General features: G+C 66.7%; 17 protein-coding genes and 1 riboswitch. Of the genes, 9 read left to right on the top strand and 8 right to left on the bottom strand.

Annotated features, from left to right (window positions below):
- The first annotated feature begins 60 nt into the window (after positions 1-60).
- Positions 61-1044 carry an NAD-dependent epimerase/dehydratase family protein gene (locus DMX10_RS10020; RefSeq protein ID WP_111260955.1) on the top strand — a complete coding sequence of 328 codons (984 nt, stop codon included), beginning with the start codon at positions 61-63 and terminating at the stop codon, positions 1042-1044.
- 41 nt (positions 1045-1085) lie between these two features.
- Here DMX10_RS10020 and DMX10_RS10015 read toward each other — a convergent pair whose 3' ends face one another.
- The 5 genes from DMX10_RS10015 to DMX10_RS09995 form a co-directional block, all read right to left on the bottom strand.
- Complete coding sequence (locus tag DMX10_RS10015; protein ID WP_111260954.1) at positions 1086-1532, bottom strand: ketosteroid isomerase-related protein; 447 nt, start codon at positions 1530-1532, stop codon at positions 1086-1088.
- Between the two features lie 113 nt (positions 1533-1645).
- Positions 1646-2224 carry a TMEM165/GDT1 family protein gene (locus tag DMX10_RS10010; protein WP_111261003.1) on the bottom strand — a complete coding sequence of 193 codons (579 nt, stop codon included), beginning with the start codon at positions 2222-2224 and terminating at the stop codon, positions 1646-1648.
- An 81-nt stretch (positions 2225-2305) separates the two neighbouring features.
- Positions 2306-2437, bottom strand: a riboswitch (yybP-ykoY riboswitch).
- Between the two features lie 50 nt (positions 2438-2487).
- Positions 2488-3960 carry an amino acid permease gene (locus DMX10_RS10005; protein WP_111260953.1) on the bottom strand — a complete coding sequence of 491 codons (1473 nt, stop codon included), beginning with the start codon at positions 3958-3960 and terminating at the stop codon, positions 2488-2490.
- Between the two features lie 88 nt (positions 3961-4048).
- Complete coding sequence (locus tag DMX10_RS10000; RefSeq protein ID WP_111260952.1) at positions 4049-5044, bottom strand: class I SAM-dependent methyltransferase; 996 nt, start codon at positions 5042-5044, stop codon at positions 4049-4051.
- A 49-nt stretch (positions 5045-5093) separates the two neighbouring features.
- Positions 5094-6059: a 2-hydroxyacid dehydrogenase gene (locus tag DMX10_RS09995; RefSeq protein WP_111260951.1), complete on the bottom strand. Its 966-nt coding sequence runs from the start codon at positions 6057-6059 to the stop codon at positions 5094-5096.
- 77 nt (positions 6060-6136) lie between these two features.
- On the opposite strand from DMX10_RS09995, the gene DMX10_RS09990 reads away from it, so the two are divergent.
- Complete coding sequence (locus DMX10_RS09990) at positions 6137-6766, top strand: LysE family translocator (protein ID WP_111260950.1); 630 nt, start codon at positions 6137-6139, stop codon at positions 6764-6766.
- Between the two features lie 78 nt (positions 6767-6844).
- Here the strand turns inward: DMX10_RS09990 and DMX10_RS09985 are convergent, their stop codons facing one another.
- A complete protein-coding gene (locus tag DMX10_RS09985) occupies positions 6845-7627 on the bottom strand; it encodes a helix-turn-helix domain-containing protein (protein WP_111260949.1) in 783 nt (260 codons plus the stop codon).
- An 89-nt stretch (positions 7628-7716) separates the two neighbouring features.
- On the opposite strand from DMX10_RS09985, the gene DMX10_RS09980 reads away from it, so the two are divergent.
- Positions 7717-8901 (top strand): MFS transporter, encoded by a 1185-nt coding sequence (locus DMX10_RS09980; protein WP_111260948.1) that lies wholly within the window; start codon positions 7717-7719, stop codon positions 8899-8901.
- 76 nt (positions 8902-8977) lie between these two features.
- Here DMX10_RS09980 and DMX10_RS09975 read toward each other — a convergent pair whose 3' ends face one another.
- A complete protein-coding gene (locus DMX10_RS09975; RefSeq protein WP_111260947.1) occupies positions 8978-10153 on the bottom strand; it encodes an acetyl-CoA C-acyltransferase in 1176 nt (391 codons plus the stop codon).
- A gap of 181 nt (positions 10154-10334) precedes the next feature.
- Between DMX10_RS09975 and DMX10_RS09970 the strand changes: the two genes are divergently transcribed.
- The 4 genes from DMX10_RS09970 (at position 10335) to DMX10_RS09955 (ending at position 18410) form a co-directional block, all read left to right on the top strand.
- Positions 10335-12017 (top strand): fatty acid--CoA ligase, encoded by a 1683-nt coding sequence (locus DMX10_RS09970; protein ID WP_111260946.1) that lies wholly within the window; start codon positions 10335-10337, stop codon positions 12015-12017.
- 244 nt (positions 12018-12261) lie between these two features.
- Positions 12262-14130 (top strand): DUF1302 domain-containing protein, encoded by a 1869-nt coding sequence (locus DMX10_RS09965; protein ID WP_111260945.1) that lies wholly within the window; start codon positions 12262-12264, stop codon positions 14128-14130.
- A gap of 25 nt (positions 14131-14155) precedes the next feature.
- The gene (locus tag DMX10_RS09960; RefSeq protein WP_111260944.1) at positions 14156-15523 is read left to right on the top strand and encodes a DUF1329 domain-containing protein; all 1368 of its coding nucleotides are present in this window, start codon (positions 14156-14158) and stop codon (positions 15521-15523) included.
- A gap of 148 nt (positions 15524-15671) precedes the next feature.
- Entirely contained in the window at positions 15672-18410 is a 2739-nt protein-coding gene (locus tag DMX10_RS09955) for a LuxR C-terminal-related transcriptional regulator (RefSeq protein WP_111260943.1), read from the top strand.
- Positions 18411-18414: 4 nt separating this feature from the next.
- Here DMX10_RS09955 and DMX10_RS09950 read toward each other — a convergent pair whose 3' ends face one another.
- Entirely contained in the window at positions 18415-19269 is an 855-nt protein-coding gene (locus DMX10_RS09950; RefSeq protein WP_111260942.1) for a hypothetical protein, read from the bottom strand.
- Positions 19270-19358: 89 nt separating this feature from the next.
- Here DMX10_RS09950 and DMX10_RS09945 point away from each other — a divergent pair, with 89 nt between their 5' ends.
- Both DMX10_RS09945 and DMX10_RS09940 read left to right on the top strand, forming a co-directional pair.
- Positions 19359-20024 (top strand): TetR/AcrR family transcriptional regulator, encoded by a 666-nt coding sequence (locus DMX10_RS09945; protein WP_111260941.1) that lies wholly within the window; start codon positions 19359-19361, stop codon positions 20022-20024.
- A 70-nt stretch (positions 20025-20094) separates the two neighbouring features.
- On the top strand, positions 20095-21036 hold the full coding sequence (locus tag DMX10_RS09940; protein ID WP_111260940.1) for an alpha/beta fold hydrolase: 942 nt from the start codon (positions 20095-20097) through the stop codon (positions 21034-21036).
- The last annotated feature ends 112 nt before the right edge of the window (positions 21037-21148 follow it).

Here is a 21148-nt window from a genome sequence, read left to right as displayed (position 1 = left end):
CTAGACTGCTCGCCGCCGCCTGCATGATGCAGGCGGCGTGCTTCGGATCGAGGGGTTCCCGTGAAGATCGCAGTCCTTGGCGCCACCGGCCTGCTGGGCCACCATACGGCCCGCGCCATCCGCGCGGCGGGCCACGAGCTGGTGCTGATCCATCGCCCCGCGTCGCGCATCGAGCGCCTGGGCTATCTCCACCCCCAGCTTCGCTCGGTCGAGCCCCTCGACCATCCTCAGCTCACCCGTGCCCTGGCCGATGTGGATGGCGTGGTCTTCTGCCGCCAGGATGCCCCCATCCGCCCTCGACGCTGGCAGGACGTCGTGGCCGGCGCGCTCGAGGAAACCAACCACTTCTATGCCGCCTGCCTCGCGGCCCATGTGCCGCGCATCCTGCTCGTCGGTGCCTCGGTCGTGCTGCCGCGCAATCCCGATGGCTCGCCGGGCCACGAAGGGTTGTTCTACGACGAGATGCCGCGCTGGAAGAACCCCTACCTGCTGAGCCAGTGGGCCCTGGACCGACAGGCCCGCGAGCAGGCCCGCGCCGGGTTGCCGGTGGTGATCGGCATCCCCGGCATGGCGTTGGGCGAGTTCGACGCCGGCCCCGGCCCGGGGCGCATCGTCACCGCCATCGCCAGCGGAGCCATGAGCCGCTACGTGGTGGGCCGGCGCAATGTCGTCGATGCCGCCGAAGCGGGGCGCGGGCTGTTGCTGGCGCTGGAGAAGGGAAGGGCTGGCGAGCGCTACCTGATCACCGGCCACGACATCGAGATGGCCGAGCTGACCGCGCACATCGCACGCCTGCTGGAAGTGCCGGCACCGACACCGATGCCGCTGGCGGTCGCACGGGGCATGGCGGCCCTGCAGCGCCTGCGTCAGCGCATGAGTGGCGAGGCTGCGAAAATCGACCCGACCAGCATCGCCGTGATGGCTGGCGGGCAGTTCCTCGACGGCACCAAGGCCGAGGCGGAGCTGGGCTTCAGGGCCGAGGTGGCGCTGGACGATACCCTGCGCCGGACCATTCGCTGGTTCGGTGAGAACGGCTATTTCTGAGGGCGTGCGGTGACGCGTTCCGGGCTGCGGGAGGCCGGGGATCAGGGCAGTGCCTTCTCCGCGTAGGCGCGATTGCTCAGGCCGAGCTGGGCGCGGAAGCTTTCCATATCGAACATGGTGCAGATCTCCTGCACCTCGCCCCGGCTGTTGAAGGTCCAGAAGGCCATGGCGGAAATGCTGAGGATGCGGTCGCTGGGCGGGTAGCCGAGGGCCGGCTTGTGGATGCTGCCGATCAGGGTGCACCAGGTGAAGACGTGGCTGTCCTCGGCGATGCACTCCTCCACCACCACTTCCAGGTCGGGCATGGCGTCGCGGATCTTCAGCACCATCTCGCGGTAGCCCTCGCCGTCCAGCGGGCCGGGCATGAACGAACTCTTGTAGAGGAAGTCCTTGCTCTGCAGCTGCTCGGCCAGCGCCACGCGCCCCTTGTTCCAGGACAGGTCGATATGCTGGCGCGCCACGCGCTTGCGGTCGTCGGTCGACGTCATCTGCTTTTCCTCCTCCCTGGCCGGGCCGGCAGTAGGGCGAGAAATCTACCAGTTGGCGCGGCGCTGCCATTGGCCGAAACGCCAGCGAACTGGCGTCAGGCCGGTGACGCGGCTCAGGCCGCGCCGAGGGTCAGCGCCTTGTACACGGCGTAGAGGGCCAGAGCACCGAAGGCAAGGGCGGCGAGGCGGCGGATCAGGGTCAGCGGCAGCTTGTCGGCGGCGAAGTTGCCGGCCAGCACCACCGGCACGTTGGCCAGCAGCATGCCCAGGGTGGTGCCCGCCACCACGAGGATGAAGTGCGGGTACTGCGCGGCCAGCATCACCGTGGCGACCTGGGTCTTGTCGCCCATCTCGGCGAGGAAGAAGGCGATCAGGGTGGTGAGGAAGGGGCCGTATTTCTTCAGGCCGGATTCCTCGTCGTCGTCCAGCTTGTCGGGTACCAGGGTCCACAGCGCCACGGCGACGAAGGAGGCGGCGAGGACCCAGCTCAGGGTGGCGGCGGAGAAGAAGCTGGCGACCCAGTTGCCCACGGCGCCGGCGGCGAAGTGGTTGGCGAGGGTGGCGGCGACGATGCCCCAGATGATCGGCCAGGGCTTGCGGAAGCGCGCGGCCAGCAGCAGGGCGAGCAGCTGCGTCTTGTCGCCGATTTCCGCCAGGGCGACGATCAGTGTGGGGACGAACAGGGATTCCAGCATCGGGGTTCCTACGGGGGCGGGTCGACTAATCACCATGACACACGCAATCTGCCCGCCCCGGGTCAGGTTGTGTGTGTCATAGGTCTTGTCAAACCGCTGGCCTGTCTAGGCAGGCTTGGGTCGCACGCGCCATGGTCTGTGGACCAAGTATGTTGACGCGTGCCTGGCGAGCAGGGCGCTCGCGGGAGACTACTCCCCTAGGACGGGGCGCATTCTGCACAAGGCGGGCGTGCCGGGCAAGCCCGCCGTTGCGCTGTTCGTCAGTTGTCCGTGGCGCGCACGTCCATCTCGGCGTAGCGCACGGTGCGGCTGCCGTTCTTCAGGCGATAGCCGAGCCAGATGGCGAGGAACAGCGGCAGGCTGATGTAGGTGGCGGTCAGTCCGGCCCAGTCGATGCGCTCGCCCACCAGGGCCTCGTAGTTCTGCCCGAGGGTGATCACCAGGCACAGGGCGAAGGCGAACAGCGGGCCGAAGGGGAACAGCTTGGCGCGGTAGGGCAGGTCTTCCAGGCGGCCGCCCTGCAGCAGGTAGCCCTTGCGGAAGCGGTAGTGGGAGATGGCGATGCCCAGCCAGGCGATGAAGCCGCACATGCCCGAGGTGTTGAGCAGCCAGGTGTAGAGGGTCGACTCGCCGAAGGCGGCGGTGAAGAAGCACAGCGCGCCTACCAGGGTGGTGGCGTAGAGGGCGTTGCGCGGCACGCCGCTGGCGGAGACGCGGGCGAACAGGCGCGGCGCCTTGCCCTGCGTGGCGAGGGTGTAGAGCATCCGCGTCGAGGCGTACATCCCGGAGTTGCCGGCCGAGAGGATGGCCGTGAGGATCACCGCGTTCATCACGCCGGCGGCCGCGGCGAAGCCGGCGCGCTCGAACAGCAGGGTGAAGGGCGAGACGCTGATGTCGCTGGCGTCGTTCTGCAGCAGGCTCGGGTCGGTGTAGGGGATCAGCATGCCGATCACGAAGATCGCCAGGATGTAGAACATCAGGATGCGCCAGAACACCTGGCGGATGGCGATTGGGATGTTCTTGCGCGGGTTCTCCGACTCGCCGGCGGCGATGCCGATCAGTTCGGTGCCCTGGAAGGAGAAGCCGGCGATCATCGCCACCCCGACCATGGCCTGCAGGCCGCCGACGAAGGGCGCCTCGCCCTGGGTGAAGTGGCTGAAGCCAGGGGACTGGATGCCGCTCATCACGCCGAAGATGGTGGCCAGGCCGATGATGATGAAGATCACCACCGTGACCACCTTGATCAGCGCGAACCAGAATTCGCTCTCGCCGAAGCCCTTCACCGAGATGACGTTGAGCAGGAACATCAGCGCCAGGAACAGCCCGCTCCAATAGATGCCCGGCACGTCGGGGAACCAGAAGCTCATGATCAGTTGCGCGGCCACCAGCTCGGCGGCAATGGTCACCGCCCAGTTGTACCAGTAGTTCCAGCCCAGGGCGAAACCGAAGCCATCGTCGACAAATCGGCTGCCATAGGTGCTGAAAGAGCCGGAAACCGGCATGTGCGCGGCCATTTCGCCGAGGCTGGTCATGAGGAAGTACACCATCACCCCGATCAGCGCGTAGGCGAGCAGGGCACCGCCCGGGCCGGCGTTGGCCACGGTGGCGCCCGAGGCGACGAACAGGCCCGTGCCGATGGAGCCGCCGATGGCGATCATGTTCAGGTGGCGGGGCTTCAGCGAGCGGTGCAGGCCGCTGCTGGCGGTGGGGGCGGCAGTGTCGAGGTCAGTCAAGAAAAACTCCAGGTGCCCGGTTCTTCGCCGGGCGTGTTGCGGCTAACGGGGGCCGCTCGAGTATGGATGGTGCGCGAGTGCCCGCCTGTCAGCGGCGGGCGCTGTAGATGCGGAAACCCTCCCCTTCGGCCAGGGTGCGGCAACCGCCGAACGCCTGTTCGATCAGGGGTTGGTACTTGAGGAAGCTGTTGGCCACCAGGCGCAGTTCGCCCCCCACCAGCAGGTGGCGTCCGGCTTCGCGCAGCAGCGTCTCGCTGGCCTGGTAGTCGGTGTGCACGCCCTGGTGGAAGGGCGGGTTGCTGACGATGGCCGAGAGCAGCCAGGGCGCCGCGTGGATGCCGTCTCCGGCGATCACTTCGGCTTCCAGGCCGTTGGCGGCCAGGGTCAGGCGGCTGGCGGCGATGGCGAAGGCGTCGACATCCAGCAGCACCAGCTGGCTCTGTGGATAACGGCGCTTGAGCGCGGCGCCGAGAACCCCGGCGCCGCAGCCGAAATCCAGCACCTTGCCGGTGGGCAGTTTGGCCAGGTTGTCCAGCAGCAGCGCGCTGCCGCGATCCAGGCGGCCATGGCTGAACACGCCGGGCAGGCTCACCACCTGCAACGGGCCGTCGGCCAGCTCGAGGCTGTAGCGCTGGGCCAGGGCCTCCAGCTCCGGGATCGCCGGTGCCTGTTCCACCTGCACCTGCCACAGCTGGCAGTGGCGGGCGCTGTCGAGCTTGCGCGGCTTGCCGAAGGGTTCCAGCTGGCGGGCGGCGCGTTCGATGCCGGCGCGCTTCTCGCCCACCAGGTACAGCGGCTTGCCGGGCAGGCGCGCAGCCAGGGCGGTGAGCAGGTAGTCGGTCAGCTCGCGGGACTTGGGCAGGAACAGCACGGCGGCTTCGAAGGGGGCGTCGGGGGCGTTGACGGTGAATTCGCAACGCCCGGGGAAGCGGGCTTCCAGGGCGGCCTGCTCACCGGCGTGCCAGGTCCAGCCGCGTGCCTGGGGCAGTTCGCCCAGCAGGTCGTCGGCGGGAAGGCCCGCCAGGAGCAGCGGGCCGAGGAACAGGTCAGCCTGTCGAAGCAGTACTTCGCTGCGCGGGTCCATGGGGTAGATCCTGATAAAAGCCGCGCATTTTATCAGAATCTTGTAGGCCTTAGCTTACCGTGCGGCGAGGCGTTTCCTTCAGCCACGCATCAAGGTTTTCCGCCATCTGTACGACGATGCGCTGGCGCGCCTCCCGGCTGCCCCAGGCGTTGTGCGGGGTGACGATCAGGCGCGGGATGTCCACGGCCAGCAGTGGGTTGCCGTCCTTCGGTGGCTCCTGGGTCAGCACGTCGGTGGCGGCACCGCCCAGGTGGCCGCTGCGCAGGGCGTCGGCCAGGGCATGTTCGTTGACCAGGCCGCCGCGCGCGGTGTTGACCAGGAAAGCGCCGGGCTTCATCAACGCCAGTTGCTCGGCGTCGATCAGGTTGCGGGTGTGCTCGTTGAGCGGGCAGTGCAGGGTCAGGGCGTCCACCTGGGGCAGCAGTTCCGCCAGGGGCAGGCGGTCGGCGCGAGGCGGGCGGCCGGGCAGGGCGCCGAGCAGCACGCGCATGCCGAAGGCCTCGGCCAGGCGTGCCACGGCGCTGCCCAGTTCGCCGTGGCCGAGCAGGCCGAGGGTCTTGCCCTCCAGTTCGACGATGGGAAAGTCCAGCAGGCAGAACTGGGTCGCCTTCTGCCAGTGGTCGTGGCGCACGGCTTCGCGGTAGTCGACGAAGCGGGTGGCCAGGTTGAGCAGAAGCATCAGGGTGTGCTGGGCCACGGACGGGGTGCCGTAGCCCTGGCAGTTGCACACGGTGATGCCACGGGCGCGGGCGGCGGCGAGGTCGATGTTGTTGGTGCCGGTGGCGCTGACCAGGATCAGCTTCAGATCCGGCAGCTCGGCGATGGCGGCGGCATCGATGGTCACCTTGTTGCTGATGGCGACCTGGGCGCCGCGCAGGCGTTCGACGACGTCGCGGTGGCCGGTCTGGTCGTGCAGTTCCAGTTCGGCGAACTGCTGGCACAACGGCCTGAGGTCGAGATCGCCGAGATCGAGGGAGGCGTGGTCGAGGAAGACCGCGCGGAGGCTGTTGGTCATCAGCTGTACCTTTTTCCGAGACAGATGTAGGCGTAAGGTTGCCAGCCTATCAGCTCAACCCATTCTCAGGAGGTCGCATGTACTGGGCGGAATTCCTCACCGTTGCCTTGATCCACCTGCTGGCCGTGGCCAGCCCCGGCCCGGATTTCGCCATCGTGGTGCGCGAGAGCGTCGCCCATGGTCGCGGTGCCGGCACCTGGACGGCGATCGGCGTGGGCACCGGCATTTTCGTCCACGTGGCCTATTCGCTGCTGGGCATTGGCTTGATCGTTTCCCAGTCCATCGTGGCCTTCAACGCCCTGAAATGGCTGGCGGCGGCCTACCTGCTGTACATCGGCATCAAGGCGCTGCGCGCCAAGCCGGCTGACCCGGTCGCCACCGAGGCCGAGCCGACCGCCGCCGAGCGCAGCCCGCGCGGCGCCTTCGTCACCGGTTTCATCACCAATGGCCTGAACCCCAAGGCGACGCTGTTCTTCCTCTCGCTGTTCACCGTGGTGATCAACCCCCACACCCCGCTGGCCATCCAGGCCGGCTACGGCCTCTACCTGGCCTGCGCCACGGCCATCTGGTTCTGCCTGGTGGCGATGCTGTTCAGCCAGCAGCGCGTGCGCAGCGGTTTCGCCCGCATGGGGCACTGGTTCGACCGGTTGATGGGCGCGGTGCTGGTGGGGCTCGGGGTCAAGCTGGCGTTCACCTCGATGAAGTGAGGGGCTGCGCTTCGCAAACCCATCACCGCAACGCAGGGCACAGGTATACGTAGGATGGGTAGAGCTCCGCGAAACCCATCACGCCTTCTCCAGTGTCGCCAGCAACCCCAGGCTGGCGACGTATTCCCTCGGGTTCTCCCCCAGCAGGCGGCGGAACATGGCGCTGAAGGCGCGGCCGCTGCCGTAACCCAGGTCGCTGGCGACCTTCTGCACACTGTGCCCGGCCAGCAGGCGCGGCAGGGCTTCGGTGAGGCGCAGTTGCTGGCGCCAGTCGTTGAAGCTCATGCCCAGCTCCTGGGCGAACAGCCGGCTCAGGGTGCGCGTGCTGGCGCCCACCTCCAGGCTCCAGTCGTCGAGGGTACGGGTGCTCTCCGGGGTTTCCAGCAGGGCCAGGCAGATGGCTTGCAGGCGTCGGTCCCGGGGCATCGGCAGGTGCAGGGGCATGCGCTCCAGGGCGGCGATCTCATGAAGGATCAGGCGCTGCACCAGGCTGCGGTGTTCGTCATCGGTATCGCCGGCCTCCAGCGCCACCAGGCGCAGGATCAGCTCGCGCAGCAGCGGCGGCACCGCCAGCACGCAGCAGGCGGCCAGGGCCGGCGGTGCGGCTTCGGCGGCGATGAACAGGGTGCGCATCTGCACCTGACCTGACATGAAGATCTGGTGCTCGATGCCCGGTGGGATCCACACCGCGCGGGTCGGCGGGATGACCCAGGCACCGGCCTCGGTGACCAGGCGCATCAGCCCCTGCGCCGCATAGAGGAATTGCGCCTGGCTGTGCAGGTGCAGGTCGACATGGGCACCGTCGGGGTAGTCGAGGGCGACGGCGCCGATCCGGCCCAGGGGTAGGTGGTCGATGAGCATGGCTGTTCCGATGATCTTTTTGGCAGAACGTTGCTGGGCGGCCAACCTAGCATGGCGGTCCACAACAACCAAACAGCAGCGAAACTGCCATGAACCGACCGCGTACCGTCATCCGTTTCATCAACGCCGCCCACATCATCGACCACATGTTCATGCTCATCTTCCCTGCCGCCGTGCTGGGCATGACCGCTACCTTCGAGCTGTCCTACGCCGAGCTGATCGGCCTGTCCCTCGGCGGCTTCATCGCCTTCGGGGCCTGCTCGCTACCGGCCGGCTGGCTGGGTGACACATGGAGCCGCCGCCACATGATGCTGGTGTTCTTCCTCGGCATCGGCGGTGCGGCGATCTTCACCGGGCTGAGCCGGAGCACGCCGATGCTGGTGCTGGGGCTGACGCTGATGGGCGTGTTCGCCGCCATCTACCACCCGGTGGGCACGGCGATGCTGGTGGCCCATGCGCAGAACCGTGGCCGCGAGATCGGCATCAACGGCATGTGGGGCAACCTGGGCGTGGCGTTCTCGGCGCTGGTCACGGGTTTTCTCACCGCCCACTTCGGCTGGCGCGCGGCGTTCATCCTGCCGGGCGCGCTGTCGGTGGCCATTGGCGTGTGGTTCGCCCTCTGCGTGCGGGATGAGGCATCTCCCGTCGCCGCGGCCGGCACCCATCGGACTGGCGGAGCGGGGCAGGTGTCGATGCGCCTGGTGTTCGGTGTGCTGGCGCTGGTGACGGCCACGGGCGGGGTGATCTTCAACGCCTCGACCATGACCTACCCGAAGCTGTTCCAGGAGCGCCTGGTGGACCTGTTCGCCTCGCCGGAAAGCCTCGGCATCGTGGTCAGCATCGCCTACGCCTTCGGTGCCGTGGCGCAGTTGCTGATGGGCCGCGTGCTGGATCGCTACAGCCTGAAGCTGCCGTTCGTGGTGATGACCCTCTGCCAGGGGCCGTTGCTGGTGGCCATGGCCTATGCCGATGGCTGGGTGGTGATCGCCCTGGGTGCCGCTTTCATGTTCGCGGTGTTCGGCCAGGTGACGGTGAATGACGCGATGGTGGCCAATTTCGTGGCGCCGCAGTGGCAGGCGCGGGTCTTCGCGCTGCGCTACTTCCTGTCCTTCGGCGCCAGTGCGGCGGCCATCCCGATGATCGCCTTCATCGAACCGCGCCATGGGCTGGTGGGGCTGTATCTTGTGCTGGCGGTGTTCGGTGCGCTGACCTTCGCGGCGGCGCTGGCCTTCCCGAGGACGCCGGCCCACGCGCCCAAGGCGGTGCCCGCCTGAGGAGCGCCCGGGCGGAATGAAAAGGGGCTCCCGGACGTTGGTCCGGGAGCCCCTTTTCATTGGCCGCGCGGGCGGGTTACAGCAGTTCCACCGCCACCGCAGTGGCTTCGCCGCCACCGATGCACAGCGAGGCGACGCCACGCTTGCCACCCTTGTTACGCAGGGCGTTGATCAGGGTGAGGATGATGCGCGAGCCGGTGGAACCGACCGGGTGGCCCTGGGCGCAGGCGCCGCCGTAGACGTTGACCCTGGCGTGGTCGAGGCCATGTTCACGCATGGCGAGCATGGTGACCATGGCGAAGGCTTCGTTGATCTCGAACAGGTCCACGTCGTCCTTGCTCCAGCCGGTCTTCCTGAACAGGTTGGTCATGGCGCCGATGGGGGCGAGGGTGAATTCGCTCGGGTCCTGGCTCTGGGTGGCGTGGCCGACGATCTTCGCCAGTGGCTTGAGGCCACGGCGCTGGGCTTCCTCGGCGGTCATCAGCACCAGGGCACTGGCGCCGTCGGAGATGGAGCTGGCGTTGGCGGCGGTGATGGTGCCGTCCTTGCGGAAGGCCGGGCGCAGGGTCGGGATCTTGTCGAGGTTGGCGGTCAGCGGCTGCTCGTCGTCCTTGACCACTACCTCGCCCTTGCGGGTGGTGACGGTGACCGGGACGATCTCGGCGGCGAGGGCGCCCTCGGCGATGGCGGCCTGGGCACGCTTGAGGGACTCGATGGCGTAGGCGTCCATCTCCTCGCGGGTGATGCCGTGCTTGTCGGCGGTCTCCTGGGCGAAGGAGCCCATCAGGCGGCCGGTGCGGGCGTCTTCCAGGCCGTCGAGGAACATGTGGTCCTTGATCTCGCTGTGGCCCATGCGCAGGCCGGTGCGGGCCTTCTCCAGCACGTAGGGGGCGTTGGACATGCTCTCCATGCCGCCGGCGACCATGACGCTGTTGGTGCCGGCCTTGAGCAGGTCGTGGGCCAGCATCACGGCCTTCATGCCGGAGCCGCAGAGCTTGTTGATGGTGGTGCAGCCGGTGGCAGCGGGCAGGCCGGCGTTCAGCGAGGCCTGGCGGGCCGGGCCCTGCTTGAGGCCGGCGGGCAGCACGCAGCCCATGATCACTTCCTGCACGTCGGCGGCGTCGATACCGGCGCGGGCCACGGCTTCGCGGATCGCCACCGCGCCCAGGTCCACGGCGGAAACGCCGGAAAGGCTGCCCTGGAAACCGCCCATCGGGGTGCGGGCGCCGCTGACGATTACGATCTCAGACATCTTGTTCCTACCTCTTCGGGTGATGGGCCGAGACTGGCCGATGGGGTGGATTCTATCTCGTGACCGAAAGTGGCCAAAGGGTCACGTGCAAATCATTCTTTTGACTGATTTATGCCTGGACGCAGGGCCCTAGAGTGCGGAGAAATCAATAACTACATCCCTCGCGCGCAGGTGCATTTCCATGGTGCAGACCCGAGTCATCAAACCGGCCGACAACGCCTACCAATATCCCTTGCTGATCAAAGGCCTGCTGCTTTCCGGCAGCCGCTACGAGAAGACCCGGGAAATCGTCTACCGCGATCTGGTCCGCTACAGCTACGCCACCTTCAACGAGCGCGTCGCGCGCCTGGCCAACCTGCTCACCGAGGCCGGTGTGAAGGCGGGTGACACGGTGGCGGTGATGGATTGGGACAGCCACCGCTACCTGGAGTGCATGTTCGCCATCCCGATGATCGGCGCGGTGCTGCACACCATCAACATCCGCCTCTCGCCGGACCAGATCCTCTACACCATGAACCACGCCGAGGACCGCTTCGTGCTGGTCAACAGCGAGTTCGTGCCGATCTACAAGGCCATCGAGGGCCAGTTGACCACGGTCGAGAAGACCCTCCTGCTGACCGACGCCGCCGACAAGAGCGCCGACCTGCCGAACCTCGTCGGTGAATACGAAACCTTGATGGCCGCCGCCTCCACTCGCTACGACTTCCCCGACTTCGACGAGAACTCCCTCGCCACCACCTTCTATACGACCGGCACCACCGGCAACCCCAAGGGCGTGTACTTCACCCACCGCCAGCTGGTGCTGCACACCATGGCCATGGCCAGCATGATGGGCTCGGTGCACAGCCCGAGCCTGATGGCCAACGACGATGTGTACATGCCCATCACCCCGATGTTCCACGTGCATGCCTGGGGCGTGCCGTACGTGGCCACCATGCTGGGGGTCAAGCAGGTCTACCCCGGGCGTTACGATCCGGAACTGCTGGTGGAGCTGTGGCGTCGCGAGAAGGTCACCTTCTCCCACTGCGTGCCGACCATCCTGCAGATGGTGATGAACGCCAAGGCCGCGCAGGGCGTGGACTTCGGTGGCTGGAAACTGATCATCGGCGGCAGTTCGCTGAACCGCTCGCTGTACGACGCCGCCAAGGCACGCGGCATCCACCTGACGGCCGCCTACGGCATGTCCGAGACCTGCCCGATGATCTCCTGCGCGCACATGAACGACGAGCTGCTGGCCGGCAGCGAGGACGAGCGCACCACCTACCGCATCAAGGCCGGCGTGCCGGTGCCGCTGGTTGATGCCGCGATCATCGACGCCGAGGGCAACTTCCTTCCCGCCGACGGCGAATCCCAGGGCGAGCTGGTGCTGCGTGCGCCCTGGCTGACCCAGGGCTATTTCCGCGAGCCGGAGAAGAGCCTGGAGCTGTGGGAAGGCGGCTGGCTGCACACGGGCGATGTCGCCACCCTCGACGGCATGGGTTTCATCGACATCCGCGATCGCATCAAGGACGTGATCAAGACCGGTGGCGAATGGATCTCCTCCCTGGAGCTGGAAGACCTGGTCAGTCGCCACCCGGCGGTGCGCGAAGTGGCGGTGGTCGGAGTGCCCGATCCGCAGTGGGGGGAGCGCCCGTTCGCCCTGCTGGTGCTGCGTGACGGCCAAGCTCTGGATGCCAAGGCGCTGAAGGAGCACCTCAAGCCTTTCGTAGAGCAAGGTCACATCAATAAGTGGGCCATTCCCAGCCAGATCGCCGTTGTTACTGAAATTCCCAAGACCAGCGTCGGCAAACTGGACAAGAAACGCATCCGCGTCGATATCGCCCAGTGGCAGGCCACGGGCAGTACCTTCCTCTCAGCTCTTTGAGCCGCTGTAGGCCGGGTCCTACAAGGCCCGGCCTGTCTACCAAGCAAACGCTTGGCTTGTTTATTGCTGGCTCCGCGCCAGCTCACCCCGGCTTTACCAATCGCCAGATCGGGCTAGTCTGCAAACCTGCGGGCCAGAGTGCTCGCCGGACTGCAAATCACACTTTAGAGGGATCAAGCACTACTACCTCCTGGCTATAGTCCGCACCAATCCATAACAAAAAAACACACATGGAGTAGCGTCGATGACAACAAGAAAACCGTTCTGGCGCCTGGCCCGACTGCCAATGGCCGTCAGCCTCGCATCCACTCTCGCCGCCCCGGCATTCGGCGTAACGTTCAATATCGGCGAGATCGAGGGGCAGTTCGATTCCTCGTTGTCGGTCGGTGCAAGCTGGTCCATGCGCGGTGCGGATGCGGACCTGATCGGCAAGAACAACGGTGGCCAGGGGTTGTCGCAGACTTCTGACGATTCCCACCTGAACTTCAAGAAAGGCGAGACCTTCTCGAAGATCTTCAAGGGCATTCACGACCTCGAGCTGAAATACGGTGATACCGGCGTCTTCGTCCGTGGCAAGTACTGGTATGACTTCGAGCTGAAGGACGAGAGCCGCCTGTTCAAGGACATCGACGACCACAACCGAAAGGAGGCCGCGCAGTCTTCCGGCGCGCAGATCCTCGACGCCTTCATCTACCACAACTACGACATCGCAGATAAACCGGGCTCTGTGCGCCTGGGCAAGCAGGTCGTAAGTTGGGGTGAGAGCACCTTCATCCAGGGCGGGATCAACTCGATCAACCCGATCGACGTCTCCGCCTTCCGCCGTCCCGGCGCCGAAGTGAAGGAAGGCCTGATCCCGGTCAACATGTTCTACGTCTCTCAGAGCCTGACCGACAATCTTTCCGCAGAAGCCTTCTATCAATTGGAGTGGGATCAGACCGTCACCGATAACTGCGGCACCTTCTTCGCCCAGCCGGATATCGTTGCCGATGGCTGCAACGGCAACCTTGCCGTTCTGACCCCGCCCAGCGCCCTTCAACTTGCCACCATCAATGGCGGTATCGCGGGCCTACCGGCTTTCCTGGGCGTTTCGCCCGTCACCGCCACCAGCGAAGGCGTGATCGTTCCTCGCAGCGGGGACCGCGATGCCCGTGATGGCGGCCAGTGGGGTACCGCGTTGCGTTACTTCTCTGAAGAACTGGACACCGAGTTCGGCGCCTATTTCATGAACTACCACAGCCGCGCGCCGATTTTCAGCGCTACAGCCGCCGGCAATGGTGTCTATACCGCCGCCCCAGGTTTTGGCGCTGCCGCTCCCCTGGTCGTGGCCGCCAACTCCAAGTACTTCATCGAGTATCCGGAAGACATCCGACTCTATGGCTTGAGCTTCTCCACCACCTTGCCCACCGGCACGGCATGGTCGGGCGAGGTCAGTTACCGTCCGAATGCCCCGGTGCAGATCAACTCCACCGACGTTCTTTATGGCGGCGTCAAACTGCTGGGTGGTGCCTACGCAAACGCTTCGCTGCTCAATGGCCAGCGCGGCCAGGATCTGCATGGCTATAACCGCAAGGAAATTACCCAGTTCCAGACGACCTTCACTCATTTCTTCGATCAGGTGATGGGTGCTGAGCGTCTGACTTTGGTCGGTGAAGTGGGCTTCACCCACGTAGGTGGGCTGGAAAGCACCAGCAAGGTTCGCTACGGACGTGACCCGATCTATGGTCCTGGTCCGCTGCCGCCGACCGCTGCGCTGGGTGGGAACACTTGCGCAGCGCTTAACGGTGCCGGGGAAAACCAGCGCAAGTACTGCGAAGACGACGGCTTCGTGACCAGCAACTCCTGGGGTTATCGCGCTCGCGCCATCTGGGACTACAACGACGCTTTCGCCGGTGTGAACCTCAAGCCGAACATCGCCTGGTCGCACGACGTCAATGGCTACGGCCCCAACGGCACCTTCACCGAGGGCGCCAAGGCCATCAGCCTGGGTCTGGACGCCGAGTACCAGAACACCTACACCGCCAGCCTGTCCTATACCGACTTCTTCGGTGGCGACTACAACACCCTGATCGATCGCGACTTCCTCGCGCTCAGCTTTGGCGTGAACTTCTAAGCGGCCCGGAATTAAGGAATCACCTATGAAAACAACAAAGAACCTGCTGCAAACCGGTGCGCTGGCGCTGTCCCTGCTGGCCACCGCCGTCATGGCGGCGGCCCCCGCCGACCAGGTGGCCAAGATCGGCACCACCCTGACCCCGCTGGGTGCGGAGAAGGCCGGCAATGCCGATGGCACCATCCCCGAGTGGACCGGCGGCCTGCCGCAGAACGCCGGCCCGGTGGACGACAAGGGCTTCGTTTCCGATCCCTTCGCCAGTGAGCAACCGCTGTTCACCATCACCGCGCAGAACGTCGAGCAGTACAAGGACAAGCTGACCCCCGGCCAGTACGCGATGTTCAAGCGCTACCCGGAAACCTACAAGATGCCGGTGTTCACCACCCACCGTACGGCCACCGTACCGGCGAGCGTGATCGCGGCAGCCAAGGAAAACGCGGCCAACACCAAGCTGGTGGAGGGCGGTAACGGCCTGGAGAACTTCAAGACCGCCAACCCCTTCCCGATCCCGCAGAACGGCCTGGAAGCGATCTGGAACCACATCACCCGCTACCGCGGCGGCAGCGTGCGCCGCCTGGTGACCCAGGCGACCCCGCAGCCGAACGGCTCCTACAGCCTGGTGTACTTCCAGGACGAGTTCACCTTCCGCGACAAGCTGAAGGACTACGACCCGAGCAAGCCGAGCAACGTGCTGTTCTACTTCAAGCAGCGCGTGACCGCTCCGTCGCGCCTGGCCGGTAACGTGCTGCTGGTGCACGAGACCCTCAACCAGGTGAAGGAGCCGCGCCTGGCGTGGCTGTACAACGCCGGCCAGCGTCGTGTTCGCCGTGCCCCGCAGGTGTCCTACGACGGCCCGGGTACCGCCGCCGACGGCCTGCGTACCTCCGACAACTTCGACATGTACAACGGTGCGCCGGACCGCTACGACTGGAAGCTGGAAGGCAAGAAGGAGATCTACATCCCCTACAACAGCTACCGCCTGGACTCGCCGAAGCTGAAGTACGCCGACATCATCAAGGCCGGCCACATCAACCAGGACCTGACCCGCTACGAGCTGCACCGCGTGTGGCACGTTGTCGCGACCCTGAAGGCCGGCGAGCGCCACATCTACGCCAAGCGTGACTTCTACATCGACGAGGACACCTGGCAAGCCGCCGCCATCGACCACTACGACGGCCGTGGCACCCTGTGGCGCGTCGCCGAGGCCCACTCGGAGTACTACTACGACAAGCAGGTGCCCTGGTACGCCGTGGAAACCCTGTACGACCTGCTGTCCGGTCGCTACCTGGCCCTGGGCATGAAGAACGAGGAGAAACAGTCCTACGACTTCAACTACAGCGCTTCGGAAAGCGATTACACCCCGGCGGCCCTGCGTCAGGCTGGCGTCCGTTGATCCTGTAATACCGCGTAAACAAGCCGGCCTTCGGGCCGGCTTTTTCTTGTCTGTACTTTCCCAAGGGACTACAAATGGGCGGACCGAAAGGCTAGGCTGCCTCAGCGCTCACGCCCCCGCGGCATAACCATTCCTAGAAGCCGGGTTGATGACCGATCTATCCAGTTCGCGTTCCTTCGCGCCCGCTGCCATCCCGGTAGCCGGCGAACGCTTTTTCCGTCCACCGCTGCCGGCCGGGCACCTTTCGCGCCCGCGCCTGTGCGACCGCCTGGCCGCAGGCCTCGGAGGGCGCCTGCTGCTGGTCAGCGCGCCCGCCGGGTTCGGCAAGAGCTCGCTCGCCATCGAGTTCTGCGAGGGCCTGCCGGATGGCTGGCAGGCGCTCTGGCTGGGATTGGGGCGACGCGACATCGACCCCGGGCGTTTCCTCGAGCGGCTGCTCGATGGCTTGCGCCAGTTCTTCCCGGGGATGGGCGAGGAGGCCATGGGCCTGCTGAAGATGCGCCAGCGCCACCAGCCCTTTGCCTTCGAGGAATGGCTCGACGGCCTGCTCGACGAGCTGGGCCAGCGCCTGGATCGCCAGCAACCGCTGCTGCTGGTGCTCGACGACTACCACCTGGCCCAGGGCGCGGTGCTCGACCGCTGCCTGCAATTCTTCCTCAACCACCTGCCCGAAGGGCTGGTGTTGCTGGTTACCAGCCGCCAGCGTCCCGACTGGCACCTGGCCCGCCTGCGCCTGTCGCGGCAACTGGTGGAACTCAATGAACACGACCTGCGTCTGACCGATGCCGAGAGCACCGCGTTGCTCCAGGCCCAGGGCGCACGCCTGGATGGTGCACACCTGGAGAACCTGCTGCAGCGCAGCGAGGGCTGGGCCGCCGGCCTGCGCCTGTGGCTGCTGGCGAGCCAGGACGAGGGCGACGCCCATGCCCTGGCGCGTGGCCCCCACGGCGACGAGGGGCTGATCCGCGAATACCTGCTGGAGGAGGTGATCGACCGGCAGAGTGCCGAGGTGCAGGCCTTCCTTTATGAAACGGCCTGCCTCGACCGCTTCTGCGCCGAGCTGTGCGATGCGGTGCGCGACGGGCACGGCAGCGCCGGCATCCTCCAGCACCTGCAGGCTCACCAGGTGTTCCTGGTGCCGCTGGACGAGCACGGCCACTGGTTCCGCTACCACCACCTGTTTTCCGACCTGCTGCGGGCCCGCCCGGCCCACGCCGCGACCATTCCCCTGGCCAGCCTGCACCTGCGTGCCTGTCGCTGGTTCAGCGCCCAGGGCCTGCTGGACGAAGCCATCGAGCAGGCCCTGCGCGCCGGCCAGCCGGACGTGGCCGCCAGCCTGGTGCAGAACCTCTCCGAGGAACAACTGCTGGCCGAGCAGAACATCGCCATGCTGCTGCGCTGGAAGATGGACCTGCCCGACAGCCTGCTGGTGAGCACGCCACGCCTGATCATGCTCTACAGCATGGCCCTGGCCCTGGCCTGCCAACTGGACGCCGCCGAGGAGCTGGGGGCCCAGCTCGCGCGCTTCCTGCCGGCGCCCAACGCCCAGGCCCAACAGGGGCTGATCGCCCAGTGGCTGGCCCTGAGCGGCGTCATCGCCCGGGGCCGTGGCGACATCGTCCTCGCCGAACGGCATTGCGCCGAGGCGCTCACCGCCCTGTCCCAGGAGCGCTATGGCCAGCGCCTGCTGTGCCTGTCCACCCTGGCCAACATCGCCGTCGCCCGTGGCGACCTGTGGCGCGCCCGTGGTCTCAATCGCGAGGCGCTGGAGCTGGCGCAGCGCATCGGCAACCCGCTGTTCGAGGCCCTGGCCCACTACGACCGCGCGCGGGTGCTGCAGGCCCGTGGCGAAATCCTTCGCGCGCTGGAGGAAGTACGCCAGGGGCAGGAGCGCCTGCGTGGCCTGCCGTCCCAGCGCTTCTACGCCGCCCGTGCGCGGCTGATGATCTACGAGGGCTACCTGCTCTGCGTACGCCTGCAACCCCAGGCCGCGCGCAGCCGCCTGCTGGCCGGGATCGCCGAGGCGCGTGCCTGCCGCGACATCAGCCTGCTGATCGGCTACAGCGTGCTGGCCAGCCTGGAGGGCCGTGAAGGGCGCCTGTCGTCGGCCTTCGCCCTGCTCGCCGAGGCGGAGCGGCTGATGCACATCTGGGATGTGCCGCCGGTGTACTACCTGGCCATGGTCACCCTGGTGAAGTGCGAACTCTGGCTGGTGCAGGGGCAGGTCGAGCTGGCCTCGGCCTGGCTTTCGCGCCTGGCGGAAACCTACAGCGGCGAGCAGGCCGCCGCTGCCCCCGAATTCCATCCGCAGCTGCCGCTGCACATCGAATTGCAGCAGGCCGCCCTGGCCCGGATCGAAGGGCGCAGCGGCGAGGCCGAACGGCGTTTGCGTGCGCTGGTGCAGCGGGCCAAGGAAAGTGGCGGCGCGCTCATGGCGCAGGTGGCACAGCTGCACCTGGCGCAATTGCTGCGTGTCGGAGGGCGCGACAAGGACGCGCTCGCATTGCTGGGCAGTGCCCTGGAATCCCTGCCCGGTGGCGCGTTGCTGCCCTTCCATGAGCTGTTGTCGCACCAAGGCCCCTGGCTGCGTGAGCAACTGCTGGTGCGCTCGGCCCCTGAGGCCGCGGCATTGCTGGCGTTGTTGCCGGAAGTGCAAGCGCCGGCTGCCAGCGAGGCGCCACTGGCCGGCAGTGATGCGTTGAGTACGCGTGAGCTGGCGGTGCTGCAACTGATCGCCCAGGGCTGCTCCAACCAGGAGATCAGCGAGCGGCTGTTCATCTCCCTGCACACGGTCAAGACCCACGCCCGTCACATCAACGGCAAGCTCGGGGTGGAACGGCGCACCCAGGCGGTGGCGCGGGCCAAGGCCCTCGGCCTGTTGCGCTGAACCGCTACTGCAGCGGAGCCGGCGCGGAGAGATCCAGCGCCGGCTTCGGCTTGCCGGCCGGCACGGGTTTGGCCAACTGCTGCTCGACGTCCTGCTGGATGGCAGCCAGTACCGGCAGCAGGTCGGCCATGCTGCTGCGCACCTCCACATAGGGGTGCTTTTCCGCCAGCTCGCCCACGCGCGCCATCAGTTGCGCGCGCACGTCGCTACGCAGGTGGATGAACAGCTCCGGCATCTGCTTGCCCAGCTCGGCGGCATAGAGCACCAGGTCCTCGCGGTTGAACTGCCTGGTCAGCCCCAGGTAGTCCAGCGCGCTGGAAGTGAGCATCGCCGCCGCCTCCTTGGTTTCCTGCAGGCCCTGCAGGCGCACCGGCTTGCTCTGCTCGCTCTCCGACAGGGTCATCCAGAACTCCACCGTGAGGGTGAAGAGGATCGCCTGCTGGCGCATCGAATAGCTCATCAGCCCCAGCGCCTCGGCGCCATAGGGTTGCTGCGCGGCCTTGAAGTCGAAGTACAGGCGCATCAGCTCCTTGAGGCGGAACAGCACCTCGCGCGCCTCGTTCTGGCGCAGCTCCAGGGGCGCGTAGATGTTCAGCTGCGGCTTGAAGTTTTCCTCGCTGACCATGCGCGTGTAGATGGGCCCGGTGAATTCGCCGCTGCGCCGGGGCAGGGCGTTGACCTGGGTGCGGTCGACCTTGTCCAGGGCTTCGATCAGTTGCTGGTAGTCGTGGCTGTTCCAGGGGCGCTGGATGTCGGGAATCTTCTGCCCCAGGTAGAACAGCTCGGCGGCCGACGCGGGCAGCGCCAGGACCAGCAAAAGGATGGCCAGCGGCCACGGCAGGCGGCGTGATAGCTTCATCGACACGGAAGATTCCAGCGGGAAGGGGCGCGCCAAGAGTAACGGGGCGGTGGCGCCCCGTCACCCGCGCCTTGGTTGGGGGACGGGTGATGGACGAGAGCGAGCGCGGGGCGATCTTTGCGGTGTTCGAGGACCTCGGCGGCTATGGCGCCGTGGCGCGCCAGCAGGCCGAGGCGGAAGGCCCGCTGGTGGGGCATCTGCTGCGCACCAATATCCAGTTGGCGGCCATCCCGGTGTTCGCCCGCAAGGGCATCGGCGAGACCACGGTGAACGACCTGCTGGACGCCGCGCAGGTATCGCGGCGCACCTTCTACAAGCACTTCTCCAACAAGATGGATGTCCTTGAAAGCATCTACCAGACCGCCGTGGTGCTGCTGCTCAACCGCTTCCGCGGCATGCGTGCCGCCTCCGGCAGCGACGAGGCCTGGCTGCGCGACATGGTGCGCTGCTTCTTCGACTACCACCTGGCCGTGGGGCCGATCATCCGCCTGATGCAGGAAGAGGCCATGCGCACCGACTCGCCCCTGGCCGCCCACCGCCAGCGCGCTCACCTGGAGATGGCCGCGCTGCTCGACGAACGCCTCCAGGCCACCGGCCAGGTGGTGGACCCGCTGACCTTCCGCGCACTGATCTGGGCCCTGGAGGCCGCCTCCATGGACCTGCTCGGCGGCGCCGCCAGCCGCCAGCGCATCGAACACGCCCGCGCGGTGCTGGGCGACCTGCTGATCGCCGCCCTGCGTCCACGCTCTACCTAGGTTGGGGCGCGTGGCACGCGACCCCGTGATCTGATAAGGCCCTCGACAATAACAATCACGAGGTGCCCGCATGTCCGCTACCAGCCTGCCGATGTCGCCACCGCTCGCGGTCGGGTTCTCCCGCCTGGGCTTCGGTTCCCTGCCCCTGGACCGCCTGAAGGCGCGCTACGCCAGCCCCGACAGCGGCTCGCGCTTCATCGAACTGGACGGCTTCAACGTCCACTACCGCGACGAAGGCAGCCGCGACAAGCCGGTGCTGGTGATGATCCATGGCGTGGTCGCGTCCCTGCACACCTGGGACGGCTGGGTGCAGGCCTTCGCCCCGCACTACCGCATCATCCGCTTCGACGTGCCCGGCTTTGGCCTCACCGGCCCCAAGCGCAGCGGCGATTACTCCGGCGAGCGGATGATCCGCATCTTCGGCCTGCTGCTGGACCACCTGCGCATCGACAAGGCCTCCATCGCCGGCAACTCCCTGGGCGGCTACATCGCCTGGAACTTCGCCCTGGCACAGCCTTCGCGGGTGGAAAAACTGGTGCTGATCGACCCGGCCGGCTACCAGATGCGCAAGGTGCCGTGGATGATCGCCTCCGCCGCACTGCCCGGCTCCACCGTGGCCATGCCGATGTGGATGCCGCGCGCGCTGATCGCCCAGGGCATCAGGGAAGTCTATGGCGAGCCCGGGCGGATCAAGCCCGGCGTCGTCGATCGTTACTACGACCTGAGCCGCCGCCCGGGCAACCGCCGCGCGATGATGGAAATCTTCCGCGTGCTGCTGAAGGTGAACAGGGACGAACTGGAAGGTACCGGCCAGCGCGTCGCCGCGATCAAGGCGCCGACCCTGCTGATGTGGGGCGAGCGCGACCGCTGGATCTCGCCCAAGCACGTCCCGCTATGGCAGCGCGACCTGCCGGGCATCCAGGTGCGCACCTACCCCGGCGTCGGGCACATCCCCATGGAAGAGATTCCCGAGCAGACGGCTGCGGATGCGCTGCGCTTCCTGCAGGGCTGACGCCCGCTAGCTAAGGCTCGCCGAACGCTGCTCCCGGCTTTGGATAACATCCCGGTGAGCAGCGTTTCTGCGTGGGCGAAGAATCGCAGTATGGTGTGGGGTGGGCGTGGGT

The organism is Pseudomonas sp. 57B-090624, assembly GCF_003234055.1.
In the GTDB taxonomy this organism is placed as follows: domain Bacteria; phylum Pseudomonadota; class Gammaproteobacteria; order Pseudomonadales; family Pseudomonadaceae; genus Metapseudomonas; species Metapseudomonas tohonis.
Note: the sequence above shows the minus strand (reverse complement) of the source record. Positions and strands in the feature narration are given on the sequence as shown.